26 protein-coding genes and 3 tRNA genes are annotated in these 26999 nt (G+C 42.8%); 23 read left to right on the top strand and 6 right to left on the bottom strand.

The genetic code is table 11. The features are described from left to right. Nucleotides 1-46: 46 nt before the first annotated feature. Complete coding sequence (gene recC, locus MIS45_RS02465) at nt 47-3484, bottom strand: exodeoxyribonuclease V subunit gamma (protein ID WP_249450887.1); 3438 nt, start codon at nt 3482-3484, stop codon at nt 47-49. Between the two features lie 381 nt (nt 3485-3865). Between recC and MIS45_RS02460 the strand changes: the two genes are divergently transcribed. Genes MIS45_RS02460 through lptF form a run of 3 tightly spaced genes read left to right on the top strand, consistent with a single transcriptional unit; the run spans nt 3866 to nt 6548 of the window. Then, a complete protein-coding gene (locus MIS45_RS02460; protein ID WP_249451322.1) occupies nt 3866-5338 on the top strand; it encodes a S41 family peptidase in 1473 nt (490 codons plus the stop codon). Beyond that, a complete protein-coding gene (locus tag MIS45_RS11320) occupies nt 5339-5461 on the top strand; it encodes a hypothetical protein (protein WP_283397434.1) in 123 nt (40 codons plus the stop codon). Beyond that, on the top strand, nt 5436-6548 hold the full coding sequence (gene lptF, locus MIS45_RS02455) for an LPS export ABC transporter permease LptF (RefSeq protein WP_249450886.1): 1113 nt from the start codon (nt 5436-5438) through the stop codon (nt 6546-6548). Before MIS45_RS11320 ends, lptF begins: the two co-directional genes overlap by 26 nt. Nucleotides 6549-6553: 5 nt before the next feature. On the opposite strand, the gene MIS45_RS11315 is transcribed toward lptF, so the two are convergent. After that, complete coding sequence (locus MIS45_RS11315; RefSeq protein ID WP_283397433.1) at nt 6554-6679, bottom strand: hypothetical protein; 126 nt, start codon at nt 6677-6679, stop codon at nt 6554-6556. An 81-nt stretch (nt 6680-6760) separates the two neighbouring features. Between MIS45_RS11315 and MIS45_RS02450 the strand changes: the two genes are divergently transcribed. The 3 genes from MIS45_RS02450 (at nt 6761) to lptG (ending at nt 8946) form a co-directional block, all read left to right on the top strand. Next, the gene (locus tag MIS45_RS02450; RefSeq protein WP_249450885.1) at nt 6761-7387 is read left to right on the top strand and encodes a hypothetical protein; all 627 of its coding nucleotides are present in this window, start codon (nt 6761-6763) and stop codon (nt 7385-7387) included. A gap of 59 nt (nt 7388-7446) precedes the next feature. After that, nucleotides 7447-7701: a hypothetical protein gene (locus MIS45_RS02445; RefSeq protein ID WP_249443069.1), complete on the top strand. Its 255-nt coding sequence runs from the start codon at nt 7447-7449 to the stop codon at nt 7699-7701. Nucleotides 7702-7878: 177 nt separating this feature from the next. Beyond that, nucleotides 7879-8946: an LPS export ABC transporter permease LptG gene (gene lptG / locus MIS45_RS02440; RefSeq protein WP_249447173.1), complete on the top strand. Its 1068-nt coding sequence runs from the start codon at nt 7879-7881 to the stop codon at nt 8944-8946. Nucleotides 8947-9072: 126 nt separating this feature from the next. Here lptG and MIS45_RS02435 read toward each other — a convergent pair whose 3' ends face one another. Then, nucleotides 9073-9315, bottom strand: coding sequence for a hypothetical protein (locus MIS45_RS02435; protein ID WP_249443067.1), 243 nt, complete (start codon nt 9313-9315; stop codon nt 9073-9075). Between the two features lie 556 nt (nt 9316-9871). Between MIS45_RS02435 and MIS45_RS02430 the strand changes: the two genes are divergently transcribed. From MIS45_RS02430 to MIS45_RS02395, 8 genes are all read left to right on the top strand, one after another. Next, the gene (locus tag MIS45_RS02430; protein ID WP_249450884.1) at nt 9872-11614 is read left to right on the top strand and encodes a bifunctional alpha/beta hydrolase/class I SAM-dependent methyltransferase; all 1743 of its coding nucleotides are present in this window, start codon (nt 9872-9874) and stop codon (nt 11612-11614) included. A 108-nt stretch (nt 11615-11722) separates the two neighbouring features. Beyond that, on the top strand, nt 11723-12415 hold the full coding sequence (locus MIS45_RS02425) for a hypothetical protein (RefSeq protein ID WP_249450883.1): 693 nt from the start codon (nt 11723-11725) through the stop codon (nt 12413-12415). Between the two features lie 90 nt (nt 12416-12505). Then, nucleotides 12506-13093 (top strand): lipoprotein insertase outer membrane protein LolB, encoded by a 588-nt coding sequence (gene lolB, locus MIS45_RS02420; protein ID WP_249450882.1) that lies wholly within the window; start codon nt 12506-12508, stop codon nt 13091-13093. A gap of 97 nt (nt 13094-13190) precedes the next feature. Next, nucleotides 13191-14048, top strand: coding sequence for a 4-(cytidine 5'-diphospho)-2-C-methyl-D-erythritol kinase (ispE, locus tag MIS45_RS02415; RefSeq protein WP_249450881.1), 858 nt, complete (start codon nt 13191-13193; stop codon nt 14046-14048). Between the two features lie 86 nt (nt 14049-14134). After that, nucleotides 14135-14211 (top strand) — tRNA-Gln (locus tag MIS45_RS02410). Between the two features lie 10 nt (nt 14212-14221). Further along, a tRNA-Gln gene (locus tag MIS45_RS02405) sits at nt 14222-14297 on the top strand. Between the two features lie 236 nt (nt 14298-14533). Further along, a complete protein-coding gene (locus tag MIS45_RS02400) occupies nt 14534-15517 on the top strand; it encodes a ribose-phosphate pyrophosphokinase (RefSeq protein WP_249443761.1) in 984 nt (327 codons plus the stop codon). A 122-nt stretch (nt 15518-15639) separates the two neighbouring features. Further along, on the top strand, nt 15640-16206 hold the full coding sequence (locus tag MIS45_RS02395; protein WP_249443062.1) for a 50S ribosomal protein L25/general stress protein Ctc: 567 nt from the start codon (nt 15640-15642) through the stop codon (nt 16204-16206). A 632-nt stretch (nt 16207-16838) separates the two neighbouring features. Here the strand turns inward: MIS45_RS02395 and MIS45_RS02390 are convergent. Continuing rightward, complete coding sequence (locus MIS45_RS02390; protein ID WP_249450880.1) at nt 16839-17174, bottom strand: phenylacetate--CoA ligase; 336 nt, start codon at nt 17172-17174, stop codon at nt 16839-16841. Between the two features lie 263 nt (nt 17175-17437). Here MIS45_RS02390 and MIS45_RS02385 point away from each other — a divergent pair, with 263 nt between their 5' ends. The 9 genes from MIS45_RS02385 (at nt 17438) to MIS45_RS02345 (ending at nt 25154) form a co-directional block, all read left to right on the top strand. After that, nucleotides 17438-18919 carry a hypothetical protein gene (locus MIS45_RS02385; protein ID WP_249447167.1) on the top strand — a complete coding sequence of 494 codons (1482 nt, stop codon included), beginning with the start codon at nt 17438-17440 and terminating at the stop codon, nt 18917-18919. 5 nt (nt 18920-18924) lie between these two features. Continuing rightward, nucleotides 18925-20055, top strand: a complete 1131-nt coding sequence (locus tag MIS45_RS02380) for a DNA-binding transcriptional response regulator (protein ID WP_430472095.1) — start codon at nt 18925-18927, stop codon at nt 20053-20055. Between the two features lie 20 nt (nt 20056-20075). Next, entirely contained in the window at nt 20076-20612 is a 537-nt protein-coding gene (locus MIS45_RS02375; protein ID WP_249443760.1) for a GTP-binding protein, read from the top strand. A gap of 1 nt (nt 20613) precedes the next feature. Then, nucleotides 20614-21273 carry a peptidase M23 gene (locus tag MIS45_RS02370; RefSeq protein ID WP_249443058.1) on the top strand — a complete coding sequence of 220 codons (660 nt, stop codon included), beginning with the start codon at nt 20614-20616 and terminating at the stop codon, nt 21271-21273. A 23-nt stretch (nt 21274-21296) separates the two neighbouring features. Next, nucleotides 21297-21662 carry a roadblock/LC7 domain-containing protein gene (locus MIS45_RS02365; RefSeq protein WP_249443057.1) on the top strand — a complete coding sequence of 122 codons (366 nt, stop codon included), beginning with the start codon at nt 21297-21299 and terminating at the stop codon, nt 21660-21662. Between the two features lie 88 nt (nt 21663-21750). Next, a tRNA-Phe gene (locus tag MIS45_RS02360) sits at nt 21751-21826 on the top strand. A 57-nt stretch (nt 21827-21883) separates the two neighbouring features. After that, nucleotides 21884-22732 (top strand): KPN_02809 family neutral zinc metallopeptidase, encoded by an 849-nt coding sequence (gene ypfJ, locus MIS45_RS02355; protein WP_249443056.1) that lies wholly within the window; start codon nt 21884-21886, stop codon nt 22730-22732. 158 nt (nt 22733-22890) lie between these two features. Next, complete coding sequence (locus MIS45_RS02350) at nt 22891-24594, top strand: biotin--[acetyl-CoA-carboxylase] ligase (RefSeq protein WP_249450879.1); 1704 nt, start codon at nt 22891-22893, stop codon at nt 24592-24594. After that, nucleotides 24591-25154, top strand: a complete 564-nt coding sequence (locus MIS45_RS02345) for a cell division protein (protein WP_249450878.1) — start codon at nt 24591-24593, stop codon at nt 25152-25154. The genes MIS45_RS02350 and MIS45_RS02345 overlap by 4 nt, the downstream gene beginning before the upstream one ends. Before the next feature lie 466 nt (nt 25155-25620). Here MIS45_RS02345 and MIS45_RS02340 read toward each other — a convergent pair whose 3' ends face one another. Together MIS45_RS02340 and MIS45_RS02335 are read right to left on the bottom strand one after the other, a co-directional pair. Beyond that, nucleotides 25621-26322: a CPBP family intramembrane glutamic endopeptidase gene (locus tag MIS45_RS02340; RefSeq protein WP_249447165.1), complete on the bottom strand. Its 702-nt coding sequence runs from the start codon at nt 26320-26322 to the stop codon at nt 25621-25623. 165 nt (nt 26323-26487) lie between these two features. Next, on the bottom strand, nt 26488-26985 hold the full coding sequence (locus MIS45_RS02335) for a DUF1543 domain-containing protein (RefSeq protein WP_249450877.1): 498 nt from the start codon (nt 26983-26985) through the stop codon (nt 26488-26490). Between the last annotated feature and the right edge of the window lie 14 nt (nt 26986-26999).

The following is a 26999-nucleotide window of genomic DNA, read 5'->3' as shown; positions in this document are numbered from 1 at the left end:
TTTTTATCAATAACCTAATGATTAAAATGGAGTTTTGCAAAAGGTTTCAGGCTGCATTTTCTTCATCTTCTTGATTAACCAACGCTTTCAAGCAGCCTGAAAACACGGCAAACAAATTTTGCGTCAAATATTCAAACTGCGGCGATTGATACGGCGGCTCATCGTCCACATTGCCGCGTTCAAACACCAACTGCACTTCGGGATAATCCTTCTGCGCGAAACCGCGAAAACCGCCGTGGTATTTTTTTGCTGCCACCGCGATGGCTTTGTCCCAATCGGGCTGTTCTGCTGTGAAAAATTCGCTTGCCGCCGCCAAATTCACACGCGGAAAAAATGGCAAGGGCGTATTTTGTCCGACATGATACGCCGCCAACCACATCGCCAAACTGTCCAATGCTAATTGTTGCGGGATTTCAGGCAGCCTGAAACATTCGGGCAAACTGATGTAATGCGTGTCGCGGCTGTGTGGCGCATCATCGGGCGTGGCGGCGCAATAAATCAAATGTTGCAACAGCAAATCCACTTTGTCGGCGGCGGATAATTTGTCGCGGTCAGTTCGTTCGTTGAGCAATTGCGTGGCGTACACAATTTGTCCGTGTGCGTATAAATGCGCCAAACGATACGATAGGCAGCCTGAAACGGTGTGCAATTCGCCAGCTTGTTCAGGTTGTTTGGGGCTGGATAATAATTCACTCGGCAGCGCGGCAGCTTGCGCGGCATAATCGTGTTTGACCAATTCGCCCAATTCGCCTGTGGGCAGCAAACTTTGTGCCGACAAGATTTGCGCGACTTGGGCAAAATCATCGCCATTTTTGCGTGCAGCAATGTAAGCATCGGCGATTTGACGGGGTTGGTCGGGCATAAATGGCTCGTCTGCTTCGTGGGCGGATTGGGTATAAGGTGCTTGCCAATTAAGTTGGCTATGCAGCCACACGCGCACGGGATTGCGCCAAAAACGCAGAAAATCGGCTTGGGAAATCGTGGTTAAATCATCGGTTTTCAGGCTGCTGAATAGGTTTTCAGGCTGCGCTACAAATGGCGCAAATGGTGGCAAAGGATGGTTCAAGGCATCGGCATAATCTTGTCGTGCACTGATTAAATCGTTTTTCAGGCTGCCTGAAAAATATTGGCGCGAAAATGCTTGCAAAGGATGATGTTTGACCCAGTTTTGCTGCAATTCGCTGGGCGATACATTACTTAATTCTGCCACCGTGTCCAGTAATTCGCCCAATAAGGTGGACGGCGCACGTTCTTCATCGGTGCGAATATCTTTGCCGACATACGACAAATACAACACGCTGCGTGCCGACAAAATTGCTTCCAAAAACAAATATCGGTCATCATCACGGCGCGAACGGTCGCCTTTTTGCGGATGTCGCGCAATCAAATCAAACGGCGCGGCTTTGGTGTTGCGCGGCATATCGCCATCGTTCATGCCCAGCAAACACACAGCCTGAAACGGCAGCGAGCGCATCGGTACCATGCTGCAAAATGTGATACCGCCGTGCAAAAATCCTGCTTCGCTTTGGCTGTTCAAAAAGCGCGTGATATGTTGCAGCGCGATTTCGCGTGGGATTTCGCGCACAAAATGGGCGGTATCGGCTTCGTTTTGCCAGTTGGCGAGCGCGTTTTCTAATTGTTGTAAGGCGGCGCGGTCGTCATCGCTGTTGGGTGTGATAAGCGTGGCGATGAGTTGGCGGACACGGTTGCACCAATCGGCAATGGTGGTGGCGCGTTGCCATTCGGTTTTGGTGCGCGACAAGTGTTGCACCAGCGTGGCGAAACGGCTCAATGCGCCCAAATGGTCGGGGTGGGAAACATAGCTGGCGATGTTTTGCCACAAGGAATGGTTGCGGTTTTCAGGCAGCATAAAGCCCAAAATCAGGCGTTGTAAACCTTGCTGCCATGTAAACAAATTGCCCGATTCATCGCCATATTCGGCGCGTTCGGCGGCATCGCTGCCCCAACGGATATTCAGTCGGCTGGCGGTATCGTGTAACAGCGGCAAATCTTCGCGGCTGATTTGGAATGTGTCTAAAATCAGTTGATTATCCAATAACGCGAGTAATTTGTCGGCTTCAAAACGGCTGTCCATCAACGCTAATATTTGTTCCAGCGCGTCTAAAAGTGGCTGGCGGCGCGATAGTTTCACGTCTGAAATGCTGTATGGTAGAGCCGTGCTGCCTGAATGTTTGCCAAATACGGCTTCAATATACGGTGCGTATGGCTCAATATTGGGCGTGAGTACGGCAATGTCGTGTGCTTGCCAATCGGGGTGGCGATGCAGCAAATCCAGCAAACGGTCTTTTAAAATTTGCAATTCACGCAAGGGACTGTGTGCGGCGTGAATTTGTAAACTGTGGTCGGCGTTTAATTGTGCGATTGGGTTTTCAGGCTGCATTTTTTCGGCTACGGCAGCCTGAAAACGGGCGGCTAAATCGGGATTTTTGGGGAAAACGTGTTGCGCCAAATAATCGTGATGCGCGGCTAACCAACCGTTTGCGTAGGCATTTTCAGGCAGCGTTTGGGTTTGAATATGATGTTGAATGCTGTGTAATAGGCAGCCTGAAACGGGTTTTTCGGCAAATGATGTGATTTCGTGTTGTGCGCTGACTTCGCTTAATTCGTTGAAAAAATCGCGCCCTTGTTTGCCCAGCGATGCGAGCAAAGGATGTCCTTGAATAGACAAATCGGCAGCATCGCCCAAACGCAGAATTTGCGCGGGTTCCAGCACATTGCCCCAATACAAATCGCTGGGATTGAGCGCGAAAATATGCACATCACGATGCAATGCGATTTGTTCTAATAATTTCAAATACATGGGTGCAAGCGTGGCGATGCCAAACACAAAATAGCGTTCGGGCAATTGGGCGGCGTGTTGTTCATCGGCGAGTTTATCCATTAAGGTGCGCCACAGTTGCACGCGATGCGGTACGTTTTGCTGTGCATTATCCAAATATCGCCACAGTTGTGCTTGCCAAATGGCATCGTTTTCGTGCGCTAAATGGGGAACGGATTTGCCTGCTGCCCACGCTTCAATCCAGTCGGGGCGATACACGAGATATTGGTCAAAAATATCCGCCAGTTGTCCTGCTAATTGATATTGTGCATATGCGCCGTTTTGCCAATAATCGTGCAAAACGGTGTAGGCAGCCTGAAAATTAGGCGTGGCAAATTCGGGCGATTGAAACAAATCCAATAATCGCCAGCGCATCACTTCCGATGCAAAAGGGCTGAGTTCGGGAATATTGGGTACGGCTTGACGCATCAATCGCCACGCCAATCCTGCGGGCAAGGCAAACTGTAAATTGGCGGCGATGCCTGTGTGTTGCGCGAGATATTGGCTGATAAAACGGCGCATACCTTGACTTTGCACGATAATGTGTTCGGGTGCAAAAGGGTTGGCGATGGGGACGCTGGTGTGCAAAGTTGCCAGCATTTGCGCGAGATTTTCTAGGCGATTGGATTGATAGAGATAGAGCATTTTCAGGCTGCCTAAATAGTATGAATAAGGGGATTATAGTCGTTGCTCACTTTCTTATGTACGATTTGTATGACGCTTGCTGTGGTTTTGTCTTATTTTTCATTGAAACAACTTAATATAGTGGATTCAATTTAATTGTGAAAATATAGAAAAAAAGGCAGCCTGAAAACTAAGTTTTATAAATTAAATGCGATAAATAAACAAAAATTTTCAGCAATTTAAAAAATTGGGCTTTTCATATTGGCAAACATCGCCTATCCTTACGAGTTTTCTTCAATTTTGGCACACAATGTGTCGTTATCGTTTAAATTTATTTTTTCAGGCTGCATTTTGTTTTGTAGGCAGCCTGAAAACTGGGTATCACCACACGAAAGCATAATTATGTCCAATAAAACTTGGAAAAAAATCTCTATTTATACTTTGGGTGCATTAACTGGCGTGGCGTTGAGCATGGGCGCACAGAGTTTTGCTGCGGATAAACAAAATAATAATTTGCCGATTGAATCTTTGCGGACGATGGCGGAAGTGTATGCTCAAATCAAAGCCAATTATGTGAGCGAGGAAACCGATGAAAAATTGCTGGAAAATGCGATGAAAGGTATGGTTTCTGGGCTTGACCCACATTCGGAATACATGACCAAAAAAGGTTATGACGATATGAAAGCCAGCACAAAAGGTGAGTTTGGTGGCTTGGGCATGGAAGTGGGACAAGAAGATGGTTTCATTAAAGTGATTGCGCCGATTGAAGATACGCCAGCGGAACGCGCTGGGGTAAAAAGTGGCGATTTTATTGTGAAAATCAATGAGCAATCTACGCGTGGCATGACGGTAAGCGATGCGGTGAAATTAATGCGCGGTGAACCAGGGACAAAAATCACGCTAACTTTGTCGCGTAAAGATGCGGGTAAACCAATTGTGGTTAATTTGACACGCGCGATTATTAAGGTGCAAAGTGTGCGTTCACATTTGTTGGAAGAAGGTTATGGTTATGTGCGCGTGAGCCAATTCCAAGAACGAACCGTACCAAGTGTGGTAGATGCAGTATTGAATTTGACCAAAGAAAATGGTACTGCGCTCAAAGGTTTGGTGTTGGATTTGCGTGATGACCCTGGTGGCTTATTGAATGGCGCGGTGGGTGTATCAGCAGTATTTTTGCAGCCTGAAAACACGGTAGTCAGTACCAAAGGGCGTGATAATAAACAAGCGATGTTGCTCAAAGCGCGTCCCGAAGATTATTTGTTGGCGGCGGGTACTGACCCATTAGAAAATTTACCAAGTGAAATCAAAACCATGCCTGTTACGGTATTGATTAATTCAGGTTCAGCTTCGGCTTCGGAAATTGTGGCAGGCGCGTTGCAAGACCACAAACGTGCCGTGATTGTGGGAACGCGCAGTTTTGGTAAAGGTTCGGTGCAATCACTGATTCCTGTATCCAACGGTGGTGCGGTGAAAATCACCACTGCTTTGTATTACACGCCAAACGACCGTTCTATTCAGGCGGTGGGTATTGTGCCTGATGTGGAAGTGGCGGATAAAAATCGGACGTTTGAAAGCCGTGAAGCCGATTTGGGCGGACACATTGGCAATCCATTGGGCGAAGAAGATGTGAAAGGTGGCGTGGTGGAACATGCTACATCAGCCGCATCTGAACCTACACCCAAAGTGGCAAGTGAGCCAAAAGAAAAAGCGAAAGATGAAGATTTGTCTTCGCGTCGCAAACCCGACCCAAGCAAAGACGAGCAATTACGCAAGGCTTTGGATTTGTTGAAAAATCCAGCGGAATGGCAAAAATCTTTGGGATTGGCTGCCAGCAAATCTACTGATAACAAAACTGTAGAAAACAAGAAAAAATAGATGAAAGAAATGCTTTCAGGCTGCCTATCTCAGACAATTAGGCAGCCTGAAAGCATTTCTGCTAAAATCCGCCCCACATTAAAACTCATCACACGCCATGATTTACCAAAAACAATTCGTTAAAGAAACCACGTTTACCGCCATTGCCATTTTCCTTGTGGTACTGGCGATACTTGTGTTTACACAAGGCATCAATATGCTCGGACGCGCAGCCGATGGGCGTGTAGCGGTGGATGCCGTTGTCGCATTAATTGGTTTTTGGACAGTAGGCATGACACCATTGTTGATTGTATTAACCGCCTACATCAGCATTTTGACCGTTTTAACCCGCTATTGGCGTGACAGCGAAATGGCAATTTGGTTGTCTAGTGGTTTGAGTTTGCGCCAATGGGCAAAACCTGTGCTGACATTTGCTCTGCCATTGGCAATTTTGGTTGCAGCGATGCAGCTTGCTGTGTTGCCTTGGGCGGAATTACGCAGCCGTGAATACGCCGAAATTTTGAAACAAAAACAAAATCTTTCTTTGGTAGAGCAAGGCACATTTGCCGAGTTGGGCAAAAATAGCCAGCGCGTTTATTTTGTGGAAACCTTTGATACCGATAATGGCGTGATGAAAAATCTGTTTGTCCGCGAAGTAGATAAAAAAACAGGCAACGATAATGTTATTTTTGCCAAAGAAGGTACGTTTGATTTGAGCGATAATCGCCGTACGCTGGTGTTGAAACAAGGTATTCGGTACAGCGGCACAGCAGGACGTGGCGATTTCAGTCGCATTTCTTTTGAACGTTTGGATTTAATCATCAATACCACACCGAAAATTGTCAATCCGATTGACCATCGCCGCACCATTCCCACGCAAAAATTATTTGGCAGCAATAATCCGCAACACCAAGCAGAATTGATGTGGCGAGTCTCATTGCCTTTGACGGTGATTTTGTTGAGTTTGTTGGCAATTCCGATTTCGTATTTTAACCCACGTTCGGGTAATTCCTATCATGTGTTTGTAGCGGTTGGTTTTTTCTTGTTGTATCAGAATGGTTTAACTTTGCTGCGTGATGCGGTGGAAGATGGCAAAATTCCGTTTTGGTTAGGTTTGTTGCCGATGCATGTATTGATTATTGCGTGTACGATTGTGTTGATGCGTATGCGCTCCATGCCTGCAAAACCGTTTTGGTCGGGTTTAAAGGCGGCATTGTTTGGCGTGAAATAATGTTTTCAGGCTGCCTTATTGTGCACGACAATTTTTGAAGTTGTAGAAGTTGTAGGTCGGGCATTCATGCCCGACACAATACGCCGTGATTCATCAATGTCGGGCATAAATGCCCGACCTACGGAAATCATTTTTTGTCGTGTACTGTAAAGCTGCCTAATTAAGAATAATGTTTGAATGCAGCCTGAAAAAACTGTTTCAGGCTGCCTTTTATGAAAGATAAACAAAAAATGAAGAAAATATTATTGGGTTTAACGATTGTATTGTGTGCCGCGTGTAGCGAAGAAAATATGCTACCCGAAAAAGCAGCATCTGAAATAACGGCATCAGCTCCTAAACCCACACCAACTAAACCTGCTACATTAGGCGAAGAAGCGCAAGGTTTGGCAAATTTATTGGCGCAATTTGAACAGGAAAACAATCAACGTGCCGAAAAATTGCAAGACCAATTTGAAGAAAATACCACAGGCGAACAAGCGGCGAAATTGGTACGCGATGAAATTAAGTTTGTGCAAGCACATATTCAGCGTTTGAAAGATTTTCCGTTGGCACAAGCGCCAGTCATCGCTATTCGCGACAAATTAATCCGTGCGTATGAAGCCGATATGCAAATTGCTGAACAAACAGCGGCGTTTTTTGTCGCTGCTGAAGCCAGTAGCCCCGAAGCGCAAGCAGTATTAGCCAGCGAACCTGCTGCACCTGAAATTGACAGCAGCGTGGCGGAAGAAGAAGCCTTGCAGGCTTTGGGCGAATTGTTGAAAGCGGAAATGGCTTCTGCGCCAGAGAGTGCGTCTGCGGTGGTGGCATCTAGCGCATCGGTGGTTGCTGCGGCAAAATAATTTCAGACTGCCTTTTTGCTATATAGACACCCATGCAGCCTGAAAAATAGGAAAAAATCATGTGGGAACATTTTAAAGATTGGTGGGACAACAGCGATGATGCCGACCGACAACGTTATATTTGGCACATGACGCGCCACAGCAAACGCGCCAGCATCATTGCAGCCGTTATTGCTGCTGTTGCCTATCGTTTGGATATTTGGGCAGATTGGGCAGCAGGATTGGCTGGCATCGTGATTTTGATAGACATTATTTGGACGCGCTTGATTGTTTTGAGTGCCGACCAACGTCCCGAAAATTGGGATAAATTTTAGTCATTTAAAATATAGTGGATTCAATTTAAATCAGGACAAGGCGGTCGCTGTTGTCTTGTTTGAATTTCTATTTTAAACGACCATAAATACACCTATTTTATACGCTATTTTCAGGCTGCCTATTGATAGAATGCAGCCTGAAAATAGTTTTTCTAACACAGGGGCAGCCTGAAAAATATGAAACTTCTCACACGCTATCTCATCAAACGCCTTGCTGTCATGTCGGGTTACGCGCTGTTATCCATACTCGCGTTGTATAGCTTTATTGATTTGTTGTCCGAAATTGGCAATATTGGTGAAGGCACATACACGGGCATGACAGCATTTCAATATATTGTGATGCAAATGCCTGCGCGCGCTTACCAATTGATGCCGCTTGCCACATTGATTGGTGGCTTGCTGGCGTTAAGCCAACTTTCATCTAATAGCGAACTTGCCGTCATCAAAACCAGTGGATTAAGTACACGCGACATCATCGTGATTATTTTAAAATTTAGCGCGATTTTTGCCGTACTGACGATTTTGTTGGGCGAATTTCTTGCGCCTCAATTTAGCCGTCGCGCTGATGAAATCAAAGCCACCGCTAAATCGGGACAAATTGCTGCGGCACGCGATGGTGTATGGATAAAGCAGCCTGAAAGCATGGTAAATGTGGCTTCTATGCTGCCTGATAATACATTGGTGGGTGTGAAAATTTGGCAATATGATTCAAATTTTGAACTGACCGAAGCCATATCTGCTGAAAAAGCCATCGTCCAAAATGGGAAATGGTTGCTACACAATGCGCATAGTAGTACGCTTCATGCGGATAATGTAACGGTCGCGCAAATGCCACAACGCGAGTGGGCAAGTAACATTGGTACGAATTTGCTTAATGTGCTGTTAGTTAAGCCTGAACAAATGTCGTTTACTGCGCTGACACAATATATCCGTTATCTAAAAAATAATCAGCAGCAAACACAAGCCTATGATGTGGCATGGTGGAATAAACTGATTTACCCGATTGCGACAATGGTCATGTCTTTGGTGGCACTTGCATTCACGCCTAATTCAGGGCGACACAGCAATATGGGTTTGAAATTGTTTGGCGGTATTTGTTTGGGTTTGTTGTTTTTCTTTACAGGAAGATTATTTGGGTTCACGACACAACTGTATGGTGTACCAGCGTTTTTATCTGCTGTATTGCCGACTGCTGCATTTGCATTTTGGGCGATATATTTAATTCGTAAACAAGAAACGCGGTAAAGTGGAGATAAAATAGGGCAGCCTGAAAAATAAAATACCATTTGAATAATAATATTTTCAATATGGTATTTTATTTTTATTATTAATAATTAATTAGTTATTAAAAATTATCAGTAGTAAATAAGGTCATTCACCTTTCTGTTGGAATACACCTTGGAAAAATTCACCTGTAACTTTCATACCTTCCCCGATAAGGCTTCCTGTTTGTTGGATAGCTTTACCCGCTGCTTCTACAACATGAGGATTGTTTGTAACGTATTCATCTGCACGTTGTACATTTTGAGATGTGTCTTGTAATGCAGATTGCACCGTGCTGACACAAGCACTCAATAACAAAACTGAACTCAATAAAAAAATTTGTTTTTTCATGATAAGAATTCCTAATAATGTCGCTGACACCCTTAACTAATCATAAAGATAAGGTAACGAACCAATGTTTCTCAAATAGTTTTGTACCATTTTCAAAAGTACGATTTACATTATAACTATTTTCCAATTTTAAAATAAAGCTTTTAGAATAAAGTTCCTATGAAACCAAAGTATATGTAATCAAAAGTGAGATAAAGCTACAGCAACCACCGTGTACAAATTAAGAACCTGTATTCATAAGATTGATTGCTTGATTGTATTGCCAATTTTTGCGGATACAAGGCGACTTTTCATGCCAATATTGAACATATTGGCATGAACAGTTAACGCAGTAGGCGCATAAAGTGGCGATAAAAGCAAGTTATTAAGATTGTGAATACAGGTTCTTATAATTGATTTTATTAAATAAAGCGTTGGTTGCAGATTACTATATTTTGCTCCTAAATCTTGTCAAACACAAAAAAAACACAGTAAACTGCCATTTCATCTTAAATAAGGCAGCCTGAAAAAAAACCAAATATTTTTTCAGGCTGCCTCATCAACAAGGAGCTGCATCATGCAAGAACAAGAAAAAACCTTTACCACCGCCGATGGCACATCTCTATTTTATCGCTATCGTCCCGCCAAAGACGGCAGCACCGACAAGGCGATTGTGCTGTTTCATCGCGGACACGAACATTCCGAGCGCATGATGTTTGTCGCCGATGAATTAGGATTGGACGATTTTGCGTATTTCGCATGGGACGCGCGTGGACACGGTCGCAGCCCAGGGGAACGCGGCGACAGTCCCAGCATTGGCACCTCTATCAACGATGTGCAAACTTTTATCCAACACATTCAACAGGAATACCATATTGCAGCGGAAAACATCGCCGTGATTGCTCAAAGCGTGGGCGCGGTATTGGTATCCGCATGGTTACACGATTACGCGCCAAAAATTCGCTGTGCCGTACTCGCTTCGCCCGCATTTAAAGTGAAATTGTATGCGCCATTTGCTCGCACCGCCCTGCGCCTTGCCTACAAAATACGCGGCAATTTCTTTGTCAATAGCTACGTCAAAGCACATTATCTGACCCACAACAAAGCACGCCAAGACAGCTACAACAACGACCCACTGATTGCGCGAGCCATTTCCGTGCGTATTTTGCTGGGTTTATACGACACCGCCGAACGTGTGGTTGCCGATGCACAAGCCATTATCACGCCTGTGCAATTATTGATTTCAGGCAGCGATTGGGTCGTGCATCACGCACCGCAACACGCGTTTTACAACAAATTGGGCAGCCATATTAAAGAACGCCATGTTTTACAAGGTTTCTATCACGACACATTGGGCGAAGAAAACCGCGAACAAGCCTTTGTGCATATGCGCCGTTTTATCCGCGAACGTTTCGCCACACCACTCGTGCACCCCGATTTAACGCAATCCCATTTGTACAGCGACAGTCGCCGCGAAGCCGATGAACTTGCCACGCCACTTTCCATTTGCCATCCATGTGGCGCATATTGGGCAGCACGCCGCTGGCTGACCCAATTAGGCGCAAATTGGAGCGAAGGCTTACGCATCGGGCGCGACACAGGTTTTGATTCAGGCAGCACTTTGGATTATGTGTACCGCAATCAGCCACAAGGCACAAACGAATTTGGCAAAATGGTGGACAAATATTATCTCAACGCCGTTGGTTGGCGCGGCATTCGTCAGCGCAAAATCAATATTGGACACGCGATTCAGGCTGCCTTTGCCCATTTACGCGCCGCCGACAAACCATTGCATATTTTGGACATTGCATCAGGACACGGACGCTATGTTTTGGACGCGCTGACCGCCGATGCGTTGCCCGATTCTGTGCGTTTGCGCGATTACAGTCCGATTAATGTTGCCGCAGGTCGCGCACTCATTGCCGAACGCGGTTTACAAGACATTGCCACATTTGATGAAGTCAATGCTTACGACCGCGCGAATTATCAAAATTTATCGCCGCGCCCCACATTGGGCATCGTATCAGGTTTGCATGAATTATTTCCCGATAACGATTTGATTCTGCAATCTTTATACGGTTTTGGCGATGCGATTGAAAGCGGCGGTTATTTGATTTACACAGGTCAGCCATGGCACCCACAATTGGAAATGATTGCGCGTAGTTTAACCAGCCACAAAGCAGGCAGCCCCGATTGGGTAATGCGCCGCCGCAGTCAGCAGGAAATGGACCAATTAGTAGAACGTGCGGGCTTTGAAAAAATCCAGCAATGGATTGATGAAGATGGGATTTTTACTGTGAGTTTGGCGGTGAAAAAATAACAACGGTTTTTCAGGCTGCCTTTGGTGTGATTGATTCAAAATAGGCAGCCTGAAAAATATTTTTTAATATGGTATTTTATTTTCAGGCTGCATATTAGGGAGTTGAATATGAAAAAATTTTGGTTATTTTTATTGTGTATCAGTTGGGGAAGTTGGATTCATGCTGAAACAATTATTCGACTTACTCGGACTTCTGACCAACCTTTTTATAATGTCCGTAGGCAGACGTTTAATTTCCCTGTGCAAACGTTTTTAGATGATTGGAAACAACAAGGTTTTTCTATACGTGGTGTCTATCAATATGATTCTTTTGAATATTCACGGCACCAATTATTTGACTATTCACAGAACCAATTACTTATTTATCATAAGTATCCACAATTTGAAACGAGTTTTAGATTTATTTTTCCTAATGAACAACAAGCAGCAGAAATTATTCCTATACTTCGTACACAAGAAGAGTTGGAAAAACTACTTGCTTTAACTGAATCCTATGGCATTGCGGTACACAGTGCAACAGAAGATGATAAGCATTTGGCTGTGAGTGTGATTGCCCATGCATTTCAGGTACCTTATAAAGAAGCTTTAAAAATGTATGATATGGTGCAAAAGCAAATGCGCGAAAAAATTGCCCGTCAAGAATATGAAGTTTATCCTGACAATTTTTATGGACGTTTATCTAAAAATGGGCTATTTTTGGAAGCAGTTACGTTCAAACCTGGTGTTGTTCTTATTAGAATTTACAAAACCGATGATGTACCTGAAAAATCGTATAGTGGGTGTCTTACTTATCCCTGTTGATACTGATGCGTCTTAAAAGGCAGCCTGAAAACACATCGGTCGGCTTGTATCCGACTTTTAAATAAAAAATATTCCACAGGATATAAATACATGAAAATAAACCAAATCATTCTTTCAGGCTGCCTATTGATATTAGCCGCCTGTACCACCACTCATCCACAAACCGCATCGCAATGGCAAGCGCAACAAGATTGGCAAACCTTTGAAGCATCGGGCAGATTAGGTGTGAAAATCAACGAAAAAGGCAGTTATGCCCATTTTGATTGGACACGCAAAAATGGCGTGGAAACCATTGACGTTAATACACCATTGGGCAACACGGTAGGACAATTATGCCAAGATGCACAAGGCGTGTTGGCGCAAGACAGCAATGGCAAACTCTACACCGCTGCCACGCCCGAAGAATTGAGCGAACAACTGTTGGGCTATCATTTACCGCTGAAACATTTGAGCGTGTGGGCAAATGGCGAATGGGTGCGCGATGAACCCTATCGTTTCACGGAACACGGTAAATTGCAGCAATCGGGTTGGACAATTTCACGCGAACTCAATGAAGATGGCTCGCCGCGTATCTTGTTGCTGGAAAATGAAAAATTAACGTTGCGTATGGTATTTAACGAAATGAATCGCATCGCTGGGCAGCCTGAAAAACAAGATGTTTGTGCAGCAAGACGATAATAATAGGCAGCCTAAAACCATATTTTCAGGCTGCCTATATCGCATTCCTCATACCATCTTGCTAAAATCCCAATTTTTCTTAATCAATTAACACACCATGCTCCCTACCCACCTCCCCCACTATCCCAGTCCCGCCAAACTCAATCTAGATTTACGCATCATCGGCAAACTGCCCAACGGCTACCATGCCCTAGAAAGCATCTTCACCCTGATTGATTTGCACGACACACTCGCCATCGCTCCACGTCATGACAAGCAAATCATTTTGCACACACCCACGCACGGCGTACCACCTGAACACGATTTAACCGTCCGCGCCGCTCAATTATTGCAACAACATTCAGGCAGCCTGAAAAATGGCGCAGACATTTGGCTAGACAAAAAAATCCCCATGGGTGGCGGTTTGGGCGGCGGCAGCTCAAATGCCGCAACCGTATTATTGGTATTGAACCATTTATGGCAATGCCAACTGACCACACAACAACTCATCAACATTGGTGCAACACTTGGCGCAGATGTTCCCTTTTTCATTTTTGGGCAAAACGCATTTGCACGCGGCATCGGCGAACAACTACAACCCATCGAAATTCCGCAACAATATTATGTACTGGTACGCCCAGACGAACACATTGCCACACCCAAAATCTTCGCCCATCCCGATTTACCACGCAACAGCCCCAGTCAACCTAATCCCACTTGGCACAATCTGCAACCCTTACGCAATGATATGCAAGCCGTTGTTTTACAAGATTATCCAAAAGTTCAGGCTGCCTTTACCGAATTAGCACAATATGGCAAACCTCGCATGACAGGGTCAGGCGCGTGCCTATTTTTGCCCTGCGAAACTGCCGAGCAAGCCCAAATTATTTATGCAAAACTCCCCAATCATTTGCAAAAATGGTGCGTTAGAAATGTTGCTACTCACCCTTTATTTTCTTTTTTATCAAAATATTAAATAACAAAACACAAAACCATCTTGACACAAAAAACAAAAATCCGCATAATTCGTGTTTCATTATTTTGTGTATGCAAAATAAAAGTTGGGGATTCGCCAAGTTGGTTAAGGCATCGGATTTTGATTCCGACATGCGTAGGTTCGAATCCTACATCCCCAGCCAAAACTTATTTTGGGGAGTCGTCAAGCGGTTAAGACACTGGATTTTGATTCCAGCATGCGAAGGTTCGAATCCTTCCTCCCCAGCCAAATTCAACGCGCTTATATTTTATAAGCGCGTTTTGTTATTTCAGGCTGCCTAATTTGTTGCATTGGCAGCCTGAAATAACAAAATTTAACGTAAAACAACACTTTCTCTTTAATCTATATCCGCAATCGCGTATAATTATGTCCGCTCAAAAGGTGGAGCTTTCCCATATTGCGCGAAAGGGCGACTCATGTTTCCCAATCCTAAAAACAAACAAAATCAACTAGGTGAAAAAGAAATGGCTTTTGATAGCTTAATGGTGTTCACTGGCAACGCCAATCCAGAAATGGCCTCTCGCGTCGCCAAACATTTGGACACAGCACTTGGCAACGCATCAGTTAAAAAGTTTTCAGATGGCGAAATTGCTATTGAATTATTGGAAAACGTGCGCGGTCGTGATGTGTTTATTTTGCAATCCACCTGCGCACCAACCAATGATAATTTGATGGAAATTCTCACAATGGCAGACGCATTCAAACGTGCTTCTGCTGGACGCATTACCGCAGCAATCCCCTATTTTGGTTACGCACGACAAGACCGACGTCCTCGCTCTGCACGCGTACCCATTTCCGCCAAATTGGTTGCCAATATGTTAGAAGCCGCTGGAATTGACCGCGTGCTAACTGTAGATTTACATGCCGACCAGATTCAAGGTTTCTTTGATATTCCTGTGGACAATATTTACGCTACACCCATTCTAACCCATGACATCATGCAACAACGCATTGATAATTTAATGGTGGTAAGCCCAGATATTGGTGGCGTTGTTCGTGCTCGCGCAGTCGCTAAAATGCTTGGCACAGATTTAGCGATTATTGATAAACGCCGTCCCAAAGCCAATGTTGCCGAAGTTATGAACATTATTGGCGATGTCAGTGGCAAAACCTGTTTACTGGTTGATGATATGATTGATACGGCAAATACCTTGTGCAAAGCCGCATCAGCATTAAAAGAACGTGGTGCAGAACGCGTGTTAGCTTATGCCACTCATGCTGTATTTTCTGGTGGCGCAGTAGAACGATTAAATACATCTGATATTGACCAAGTTGTGATTACCGATACTATTCCATTATCAGAAGCCGCTAAAGCCAGTCCACGCATTCGCCAAGTCTCCATTGCAGGCTTGCTAGCAGAAACTGTACGCCGTATTTCCAACGAAGAATCTGTATCTTATTTGTTTAATGAAGATTTAATTCAACCCAATTCATTATTTTTGTTGTAAAATACACGGTTTTAAAAATTCAGGCAGCCTGAAAACACGATTTTCAGGCTGTTTGTAATCTTGTCGCAGAGTTGGTCGCAGCTCGGAAGCGACGTGTTTTTATTTTATTTTAAGGAATTACCATGACAGTTATTCAAGCAACTATTCGTTCAGAGCAAGGTACTGGTGCGAGCCGCCGCCTGCGTCACGATAGCAAAGTTCCAGCCGTTGTATATGGCTTGGGTGAAACCAAAGCGATTACCGTAGACCACAAAGAAATGTTCTACGCTTTGCAAAAAGAAAATTTCTTTACGCAAGTATTGAAATTGAGCATTGATGGTAAAGAACAAGATGTCATTGTGCGTGATTACCAAATGCACCCTGTAAAACGTCAAGTACAACACATTGACTTCCAAGCCATTGATTTGAATCAACCTGTTCGCATTAAATTGCCTGTTCACATTGTAAATGCTGAAAAATCACACGCAGTAAAATTGCAATCTGGTCGTGTATCTTTGTTGTCAACCGTAGTTGATTGCTTGGTTAATCCAAAAAATATCCCTGCAGCATTGGAATTGGATTGCGAAAAAGTCGTTGCTGGCGACATCTTGCATTTAACTGATGTTACCTACCCTGCCGATGTACAAAGCATTGCTTTGAAACGTGGCAGCAATTTGGCTGTAGCAACCGTTACTGGTAAAAAACGCTAATTAAACACATAAAACCGTTGTTTGTTGTATACAAGCAACGGTTTTTTTACTTATCACATTATTCAAAAATGCAGCCTGAAAATATAGTGGATTCAATTTAAATCAGGACAAGGCAACAGCGACCGCCGTGTACACATAGTACATAAGGGAGCTGGTAACGCTGTACTGGTTTAAATTGAATTCACTATAATTTTCAGGCTGCATTTCACATAGAAGTAAGACAACGATGATGCTTATGTTTTCAAAACGACGCAATCACACTCAATGCTAATACCACAAAAAAATCAATCAAATATAAACTGGCAGAAATTTGAAAATCATGATGAAACAAACGATTTGTTACTGTTATTGCCAATTTAAACAGTGAAAAAATCTTCAAAACCTTTATAACGATGCAAAAGCTGTAAACAAAGATGGTGAATTCAATTTAAACCAGTACAGCGTTGCCAGCTCCCTTATGTACTATGTGTACACGGCGGTCACTGTCGCCTTGTCCTGATTTAAATTGAATCCACCATATATTTCAGGCTGCCTAGTAAATTATTTAAAGCTAATCTACGTTAGCCCCAATTATTTTTATAATATAAGGCAGCCTGAAAGATTGAAAACAATATTCACAAAATAATAAAATTTTAAGTTTCAATCTCCCAGTCCTGCTCATTAATTTCCACCGTCTCACCAAAAGGCAAATCCGTACGCTCCCGTTCTCGGTCAAACGCATTCAAAAATGCCGCCAATTCTTCATCACTCACAGGAAAATGTTCCAAATCATCTACCGAAAATCCTTCTGCATAATGACTTTCTGCAACAGGTAAGGCAGCCTGAAACAAATCCGCATGCGTCTCTTGAAACTTACGCCAACAATCGTCCAGCAAACCCAATAACATATGATTTTCCTGTGCAAAAGCCTCTAATTGCTCCGCACTAGCTTCAGGCTGCCAACTGCGTAATCGTTCTGCTTGTGTCATAGATGTTTCTCCAAAATCGTTAAGTACAACATAAAACCTATTGTCGCATTAAGAAAATTACTTCAAACGCAAAAATAATGCTAAAATTCTAGAATTGTTAAAACGACTGACTTATTTCCACATCAATCGTGTTTATTCGGTTTATTGCGTGTATTATACACTTCGTGATGTGCTACATTCAGTCTCGTACCAGCCAATGTATTTTGAGGATTGATAAATGGTAAGACACACATGTTTCAATTTAAGAAGTAAGGAGCAAACCCATGTTTGAAGATGATCCGCTAATACCAATGCTTCTATCAGTTGGGGTAATTGGACTTTTGGTGGCATTTCTCATCAAAAGTAAACAAAAAAACCAAGCTAGTGGCGGTAAAGGCAAAAAAGGCAAAGGCAAAAAAGCCCATACTAAATCTCGCAAAAATGCAGAATCTGATACTACTGAAAATGCAGATAGCGCAGAAGCTGAAACCGAACAAGAAGATGAAAGCTGGAATGAATGGGGTTCAGGAGCAGCAGCCAATGTTGTAGACGATACCAAAGTTTCCGTTCAAGACGTCGACGTTTTAACTGAATTCAATGTATACAAACAATTCGGTTATTATGATAAAGCTGCAGAATCTTTAGCAGCTTATCTAGAAAAAACTCAAAATAAAGACCCACAACTGGCAAATGAATTGGTTGGTCTGTGGTTGCAAGCAAAAAATGTAGACGCTGCTACTGATGCAATGAACCAACATCAAGCACTTCTTTCCAAAGAAGAATTGGAAGAATATATTAAACAAGGTTTAGCATTGGATGAAAACCACTTGGGCTTGCGTGTCTTAGCTGAAAATAAATTGGGTTGGACAGTTAAACAAACAGCAGAACTGCTGGGAGAAAAATCTGCTCCTCCAGCATCAGAAACACCTCGTAAACCTCGTATTAGTGCTGCTGCAGCTGCCGAAAAACAAGAAACAGCTGAACAAGCCATCAAAGCCTTGGCTCGCAAAACATTGGTTACAGGTACAGGTGCATTTTCTAATATCAGCAATGATGAAAAAGGTGCTGTTTTAGCATTTATGCAGCCTGAACAAAGTGTTAAGTTGCTAAAAGACTCTTTAAGCTATGATGCAGCAATTAAATATTTAAATAAAGCCATTCGCGAGTCTGATAAACCAGCATCCTTGCTGATTGATGCACTAACATTGGACTACCGAGCTAAAAATGTAAACGGATTTGCAGGTCATCTGTGGAATTTGTATTACAACTTGGGACAATATGGTCGTCAAGTCAAAGAGCGCATGCTAGGCTGGGGCTATACAATGGGACAACAACATCCTATTTTTGAGCGTCTAGAAGCCAATCCTAACGAAGCTATGTTGCGTGATTTGGGTATTCAACAAGGTTGGTTAGACGGTGGCAGCCTGAAAAAAGCACGCTACCAAGCATTAGTAACTGAAAAATCAGATGTGAACGCAGAACCAAAAACACCAGCAGAACGCATCTTAAAAGACGCGGAATCCTTGTTGATGTATGGTCAGCTAGATAACTCAATGGAATTACTGGAAAAAGCTATTGTAGATTACCCACAAGAATCACAACTTTACATTACATTGTTTGATTTATACGAACGCGCAGAAGAATGGGGCAGATTAGAAGATTTGTTGCAAGAATTGCGCGGTCAAGTTCAAACATTACCAGAGGAAGTAGTATTGGCGATGAGCCAATTACTGCAACGATTAAATAACGGCTCATTCGGACATTAACTATGATGAATCAAGACTTACCACGCGTAAAAACGGTGAAGTTGTTGTTCGTTGCTATGGACGAGCAACAGCAAGCCATGTTCCAAATGGCTTTTAAAATGCACAACACCACCAACTATCAAGTGATTAGCGCAGGTTCTGGTGAGAAACCTGAATTAGTCATCGTTGATGGCGATAGTCCTTCAGGTCTAGCTGCATGGCAAAAAGCAAAACATGATTATTCAGGTAGCACAGTAGTGTATTTTTCTAAATCACCACCTTCTGTGACAGCACCTTACCTAGCTAAACCTATTAAATTTGATACACTCTTCTTGAGTTTACGCAATTTATTGCAAGGCAACGGTGTTTGGGTAGCTCATGGCAATGCAGCACAGCGTAATAATTCGTCAACTCCTGCACAACAAGATGCACCTGTACAAGATACACACCATCAACAACGTGCTGGTGAAATTGTCATTCCACGTTTTGACCCTCGTGTTGGCATTTTAGGCGCATTCCGTGACTCTATCGCGCACCAGCGTGATACAGCTATTTTAGTAGGCGATAAACCTGTCCTAGCCGTTTTCCCAACCGCGCAACGCGTTTGGGTTGCGGTAGATTCAGAGCAACTTAAAGCATTATGTCGCCAAGAACATCCAGATATTAAGTTGAAACAAATTCCAGAAGGTAACAATATTTTGGAACGTGCAAATGCATCTATCACTTCAACTATGTGGCAAATGGCATTATGGACAGCAAATGGTCGTTTGGTTCATCCATTAAATCCAAATACCGTATTTAGATTAAAGAGTTGGCCAAACTTAACTCGTTTAGCACCTTTACCTGAATCCATGCGTTTATCTGCCTTCTTAACCAAGACTTCAGTTAGTTTAAATATGTTGTATAAACTGATGCCTTTGGATATGTCAGATATTTTGAACTATATTGCTGCAACATATCTCACTGATTATTTAGCTGTAACACAGCAAGTTAGCGAGAATGCTACAAATCAATCTGCAACACGCGCCACAGTAAATACTGCTACAGCAGCACCTAAACCAGAACAAGTTCAGGCTGCTCGTGCTTCTGCTGCACATGAGAAACAAAAATCAGGCGGTTTATTGAGTCGCTTAATGAAAAAATTGCTGAATAAATAATTTAAGAGGTATTTACCATGCTGGTAGAAAATAAGATTATTTTTACAGGTCCTGTTGGTGTGGGCAAAACCACTGCTATTGCAGCCCTGTCTGATGAACCACCTGTACAAACCGATGCTAGTGCATCTGATATGACGGCTGTTCGTAAAGGCTATACAACGGTTGCAATGGATTATGGCTTAATCCAATTAGATGAAAATACAAAAATCCACTTATATGGAACACCTGGTCAAGAGCGTTTTGATTTCATGTGGGACATTTTAAGCCAAGGTAGTATGGGTTTAATTTTATTATTAGACAATACTCGTGGTAATCCATTAAAAGACTTAAAATTCTTCTTGGATTCATTTGCTGATTTATTAAAAACAGCACCATTAGTTGTTGGCGTAACCAAAATGGATCTTCGTGCCGTACCAGGCATTGATGTATATCAGAAATATTTAGCACAACACGGCTTGAATGTGCCAGTATTTGAAATAGATGCACGTAACGAAGAAGATGTAAAACAGCTGGTTACAGCTATGCTATTCCAAATTGATCCAGGCTTAGAGGTATAACATGGAATCTACTCTCTCATTACAAACAAATTTATACCCACATATTACGCCAGCTGGGGCATTTTATGCTGTGGCTAATAAAAGTGCGAGTGCCAGTCGTACATTATTAGCCAACATCTTAAAAATTGAAGGTCATGAACCTATTACCCAAGCCAAATTATTAGAATGGGCAGAAACGGACGATGTAGATTCAGCATTGAATTTACTATACCGTCTACAACGTTTAGAGTTTTTATATGGTGGCGATACTCCCGTTAATGTCCAACCTTTACAAGATGACACCTTATCCAACCTGCTGCCCCATATGTCAGATAGCCAAAAAGCATTATTAATCGACCAAGATGGTTTTTATTTTGCTAACTCTGGTTTTCACCATGAAGCAGCTGAAGAAGTAGCTATTTTAGCAAGTGAAGCCATTCGCTTATCTGAACGCCATGCATTATTGATTAAAAATAACTTAAATATTTATCAAAACGCATGGGGTCTATGCGACCCAACAGGTCAAAGTGAATTAACATTCTTCCCAATTTATATTAATGATGCTAAATATATCTTGGTAACTGGTGGTACACCTCAACTGCATAAAGAGTCATTTGTACAATTAGTGCGTGCGCTGTATCAAACCGCCAATGCGGAAGCCAACTTGGGTAACGCTTTTTAAGAATTTGATTGGAAATAACTAAAATGCATGAACAACTTTTAACCTCCGTACTGAGCGATTTGAATAGCTCATCTGTTGATATTACATCTTCTGCCATTATTTCTACTGACGGCTTGCCTGTTGCACATTTGTTACCAGCCAACATTGATGCCGACCGTGTTGGTGCGATGTCTGCTGCCTTACTGGCTTTGGGTAACCGCACAACACAAGAATTGGCTTGTGGCGAGTTAGAACAAGTTATTGTTAAGGGAAAATTAGGTTACACCTTACTGATTCAGGCAGGTGGTACAAATGTCTTATGCTTAACCGCAAAAGAAAGCGCAAAATTGGGCTTGATTTTGTTGGATGCACGCCGTGCGGCACGCAGCATTGTAGATATTACCAAATAATAATTGCAAATAAATCAGACTATTTGTCTTGCTCTGCATAAAATAGTTTGACTATTACTATTATTTATGGTTTAATACATAGCTTATCGGTTGGATAGCTCAGTTGGTAGAGCAACGGATTGAAAATCCGTGTGTCGGCGGTTCGATCCCGCCTCCGACCACCATATACTCAAAAGCCCAAACATAATCGTTTGGGCTTTTTTCATGCGAAAGGAATAATCATGCGCTGGAAAGATAGGGAAGGCAGTAATAATATTGAAGACCGCCGTGGTAACTCTGGCGGAGGACGCGGTGGAAAATCAACTGGCTTAATTGGCATTATTGTATTATTGGTTGGTGCATATTATGGCGTGGATTTATCAGGTTTAGTTGGAACACCACAACTTGGTGCACCACAAACACAACAAAGTACGCCTGTAAAACAATCAGCACAAGAACAAGAATTGGCGAAACTCAGTTCTGTTGTTTTACGAGAAACTGAAAAAGTATGGGGCGCATATTTCCAAAAAATGGGTGCGACTTATAAAAATCCAACACTCGTGCTCTATTCTGGTGCAACCTCTACCGCCTGCGGTACTGGGAAAGCCAGTGCAGGTCCTTTTTATTGTCCTGGTGATAATAAGTTATACATTGATTTGTCATTTTATGACACAATGAAAAATCAACTGGGTGCAGAAGGTGATGCAGCATTTGCCTATGTTTTGGCACATGAAGTAGGACACCATGTACAAACATTGATGGGAACTATTCAAAAAGTACATCAAGCACAACGCCAAGTTGGGCAAAGAGAAGCTAATGCACTATCAGTAAAATTGGAATTACAAGCAGACTGTTATGCTGGCGTATGGGGATACTATGCGCAAAAAGATGGTTTATTTGAAGCAGGTGATATTGAAGAGGCCTATAACGCAGCCGAAGCGGTTGGTGATGATAGATTACAAGAACGTGCACAAGGCTATTCTGTACCACACACCCATACACATGGCACATCTGCCAACCGCAAAGCATGGTTGCAGCGTGGTTTACAAACGGGCGACATTAACCAATGCAATACTTTCGCTACTTCTTAATGATTTTGACAGCCTCATTTATCGCCTAAAAATTTTCAGGCTGCATTAGATTCCCCTTCAAACCCAATAGGCAGCCTGAAACTCATTTTCAGGCTGCATTTTTTCGCTATTACAAGTAAAAATCGGTTAAAATTCATGTTTTATTTTTTGTACACAACATGCTTGTAAACAAATTGCTGGTCGCGTTAGCAGATGGTATGCCACACCACATTACTGAACTGGCGCAACAACTTATGTGCCAGCCACAACAACTCAATTCCTTGTGGCAACAAGTACCCCCTACTCTGCGCCCTTTATTGCGACAACGTGATGGTTTTTGGCAGCTTACACGTCCTATTGCATTATTATCAGACCAGTATACCCATACTGATTTTACGGTAGAGGTTTTATCGGAAACGACATCCACCAACACTGTTTTGTTGGATAAAGCACGTTCAGGCTGCCCTATTCATCGCCATGTTGTGCTATCGCATCAACAAACGCAAGGACGTGGCAGACAAGGGAGAAAATGGCAACACGATTTGGGCGAATGCTTGATGTTTAGCATCGGCTGGACGTTTTCACAAACACAAGCACAATTAGGTACATTAGCACCCATTGTCGCTCTTGCCTGCCAACGTGCATTGAGTGCACTAAATTGCCACGTTCAAATCAAATGGCCAAATGACTTGGTCATTGGTTTAGACAAATTGGGCGGTATTTTAATTGAAACTGTTCGCAAAAATGAACAAACTCATGCCATTATTGGCATTGGCATCAATTTTATGCAGCCTGAAAAAATAGATAATGCCACATCTTTTCAGGCTGCCTGTACGCAAAAAAATACGCCTGCTAGCCTGTTATTAGATAAATTGTTGCAAGAAATACACACCTTATTGATTCAATTTGAACAAACTGGATTTGCACCGTTTCAGACTGCCTATGAAGCCGTACATCGTGACCAAAAACAATATATTTATTTGTTACACGATGAACAAATTATCCATTATGGACGCATACTGGGAATCAGCGAAACAGGTGCGCTGCGTTTACAAACAGAACAAGGTGAGCAGGAAATTATCAACGGCGAAGTGAGTTTACGCCGTCCTGAACAACTTTCAGGCAGCCTGAAACTGCTTCCACGTTATTTATTATTAGACGCTGGCAACAGTCGTTTAAAATGGGCTTGGGTAGAAAATGGCGAAATCGTACACACTACGCACGCACCCTATCGTGATTTATCACGCTTACAACAAGACTGGGCAGAATGGGGACGTCCCGATGTGCGTATTATTGGTTCTGCGGTTTGTGGGATTGCGAAGCAAGATTTAGTGCAAAGCTATCTGCCCCACCCGATTGAATGGCTGACCTCCATGTATCACGCATTAGGTGTTACCAATCATTACCGCAACCCAAGGGAACATGGCACAGACCGCTGGTTCAGCGCTTTGGGTAGCCGTAGATTCACACAAAATGCGTGTGTTATTGTCAGTTGTGGTACAGCAGTTACGATTGATGCACTAACGGCTGATAATCATTATTTGGGTGGCAGTATTATGCCTGGTTTTCATTTAATGCGAGAATCGCTATTGCACCGTACTGCCAATTTGAATCGCCCCGAAGGACAGTTTTACCCCTTCCCTACAACCACAGCCAATGCCATCGCTACGGGTATGTTAGATGCAGTATGTGGCTCAATCATTTTGATGCATACGCGATTGAAAGAACGCAATCATCAACAAACGGTGGATATTATATTAACAGGCGGTGGTGCAGCCAAAATTTTAGGCGCACTCCCCCCTACATTTGTTTTGGACAACTGCGTGAAAATTGTAGATAATCTTGTGATTTTCGGACTGATTAACTGGATAGAACAAAAATGAAATGGTTATTTGCTACTTTGTTAGCACTCAATATTATTGTATTTGCAGGCATGGTTGGGAATAAAATTCTGAATCCTGCTAAACAACACAATACACAAACACAACAACAAAATCCTGCGCAACCGCAAATTGTGATTAACACAGGTAATCAGCAATTACAGCAACCAATCGGTGGAACACCAACACCTAATTCGGCTAGTGCGGCAGGTAATGCGGTAAATAAAACAAACAATGCAGCCAATGCCAATAAACCGCCTGTGAAACCACAGCAACCACCTGTAAAACCGCAACAACCCAAACCACCAGTAACCAGCAACGAAACAGCCAAAGCCAATTATCGCAACTGTTCCGCGCGTGTTAGCTTACCCGAAGATGATTATCATCGCATCAAAGGCTTATTGGGTCGTTTCCCACATGCTGCGACACGTTCTGATGTAGCAGATGGCGAAGGTTCTCGCATCAACGTATTATTTATGTCTGTTAGCGACCAAGATGCCAGCACCATTCAAGGGATTGTGGGACGTTATGGCTCACTCAATCGTGCTCCTTGTGGTAAATAATTGAGTACGAATCCATCAAAAATATACAAGGCAGCCTGAAAACCACTTTCAGGCTGCCTTGTATATTTTTTGCATAAGTTTGAAACCTGTGTAAACGGCAGTCGCTGTCGCCTTGTCCTGATTTAAATTGAATCCACTATAAAACCCGAAACTGCAGGTCGAATTCTTGCATCCGACATTTTTTATATTTCACAAATATTTGTTTTTATTTAAAAACTGTCTGATTCAAGTATCCTACCTACAAATTTTCAGGCTGCCTGAATCGATTTCGCAAAGGTTTCAGCTTAAGAGTCAATAACAGTACAGCAGTCGAGCAAAATATTGATTTTGCAGGTAACGCTCTTCATTCAAGACAAAAATGCGAACCAACACAATCCATTGGCGAATATTTCGAACACAGAATGGAGGCTATCAAGTACAAACATAACCACAAAACGAATTGCCATGAACCTCTAGTTTACCGTCATCATTCTAATAAATACAAAGGCAAACCTAATCCAAACACATCAAAAAATGAATGCGCTAACATAAACGGTAACAATTCATCGGATTTCCAGCGCAATAACAAGAACACCATACCCAACGTAGTAATCACCATTGCTCCCGCTAACCCCTGATAAGTGTGAAACGCAAATCGCACCATCAAACTGAACAAAATTACCCAAGGAAAATGCTTTTTCTCTATCAATACCAACAAACCAATAAAAAACAATTCCTCATAAAAACCATTCAATAAAGCAAAAAGAAACAAGGATATTGACCATTGGCTCATGTGTTCTGTCGCGGAATAATGCGTACTTTCATCTGCTGGTGGATACCAATGTGGCAATACAGCTTGTTGCATAATTTCATAAGCCGTTGCTACCGAACCTGCCAACAAAATATACAAAACAATTTTGGGCAGAGTCCATTTATTAACATTGAAATTCAAAATCTTAAAATCAAACTGACGGTATTGCAAGTATAACCAAGCCACACATAAAGCCCCCAATTCCATAGCAATGCCAGACCAATTTTGGCTTGACCCAAAGTTCAAATCTGGAGGCGCCACCTGATTGGCTTCAGACAAAGTGAAAAAATGTATGGTTGAACTGTAAATAGCCATGCCAAAGAAAATAATAGTCAAAACAATTACATCAACCCAATTTAAAGATTTTCGTTTTAGCATCAAATAACTCTCCTCTATTTATAATTAAATTTTATTTAATAGTCGCTTAAAATTAAAAATACTACTGCGTTGCCCACGCCCTTATGTACTAGATGTACACGGCGAGCGTGGTCGCCTTGTCCTATTTTTATTTTAAGCGACTATAATTAGGCAGCCTGAAACCAATTAAATCGGCAAATATCCTTGAAATTCAATCGCTTTGGCTTGCCCATTTGGATTAGCACGCAAATGCACAAACCAACCATGAAATTGATTGAGCTGCAAAATATTGTCCACATCTTTCAAATTGTCTTTGTGCTGCTGATTGGCGTGGGTAAGCAATTTGGCAAGGGCTTGTTCTTTCGCCATTTTTTCATTGTGCGCGACAAACAAATCAAAATCGTGTAATTCCGCCAACTGCCCATCGGCATACGCGCCCACATTCACAAAAAACAATTTTTCGGGCAAGGTATTCGCTTGATTTTGCAAAACAATGTCGTAGCCAGCCGCCCAGTTGATTTCGCGCCAACCATCAACATGCAAACGCGCATCGGTATGCGCCCAAATCCGCTTTAAATCGGGGAAGGCGGCTTCGGCTGTGGGCGCAACGACAAATTGCACATCGTGCATTTCCAAATTGGCGTGCGACATTTGGATGCCGAGATAGAATTGATAGAGTTTCATTTTTGATTTTCCTT

The sequence above is a fragment of the Wielerella bovis genome (assembly GCF_022354465.1).
Taxonomy (GTDB): Bacteria; Pseudomonadota; Gammaproteobacteria; order Burkholderiales; family Neisseriaceae; genus Wielerella; species Wielerella bovis.
Note: the sequence above shows the minus strand (reverse complement) of the source record. Positions and strands in the feature narration are given on the sequence as shown.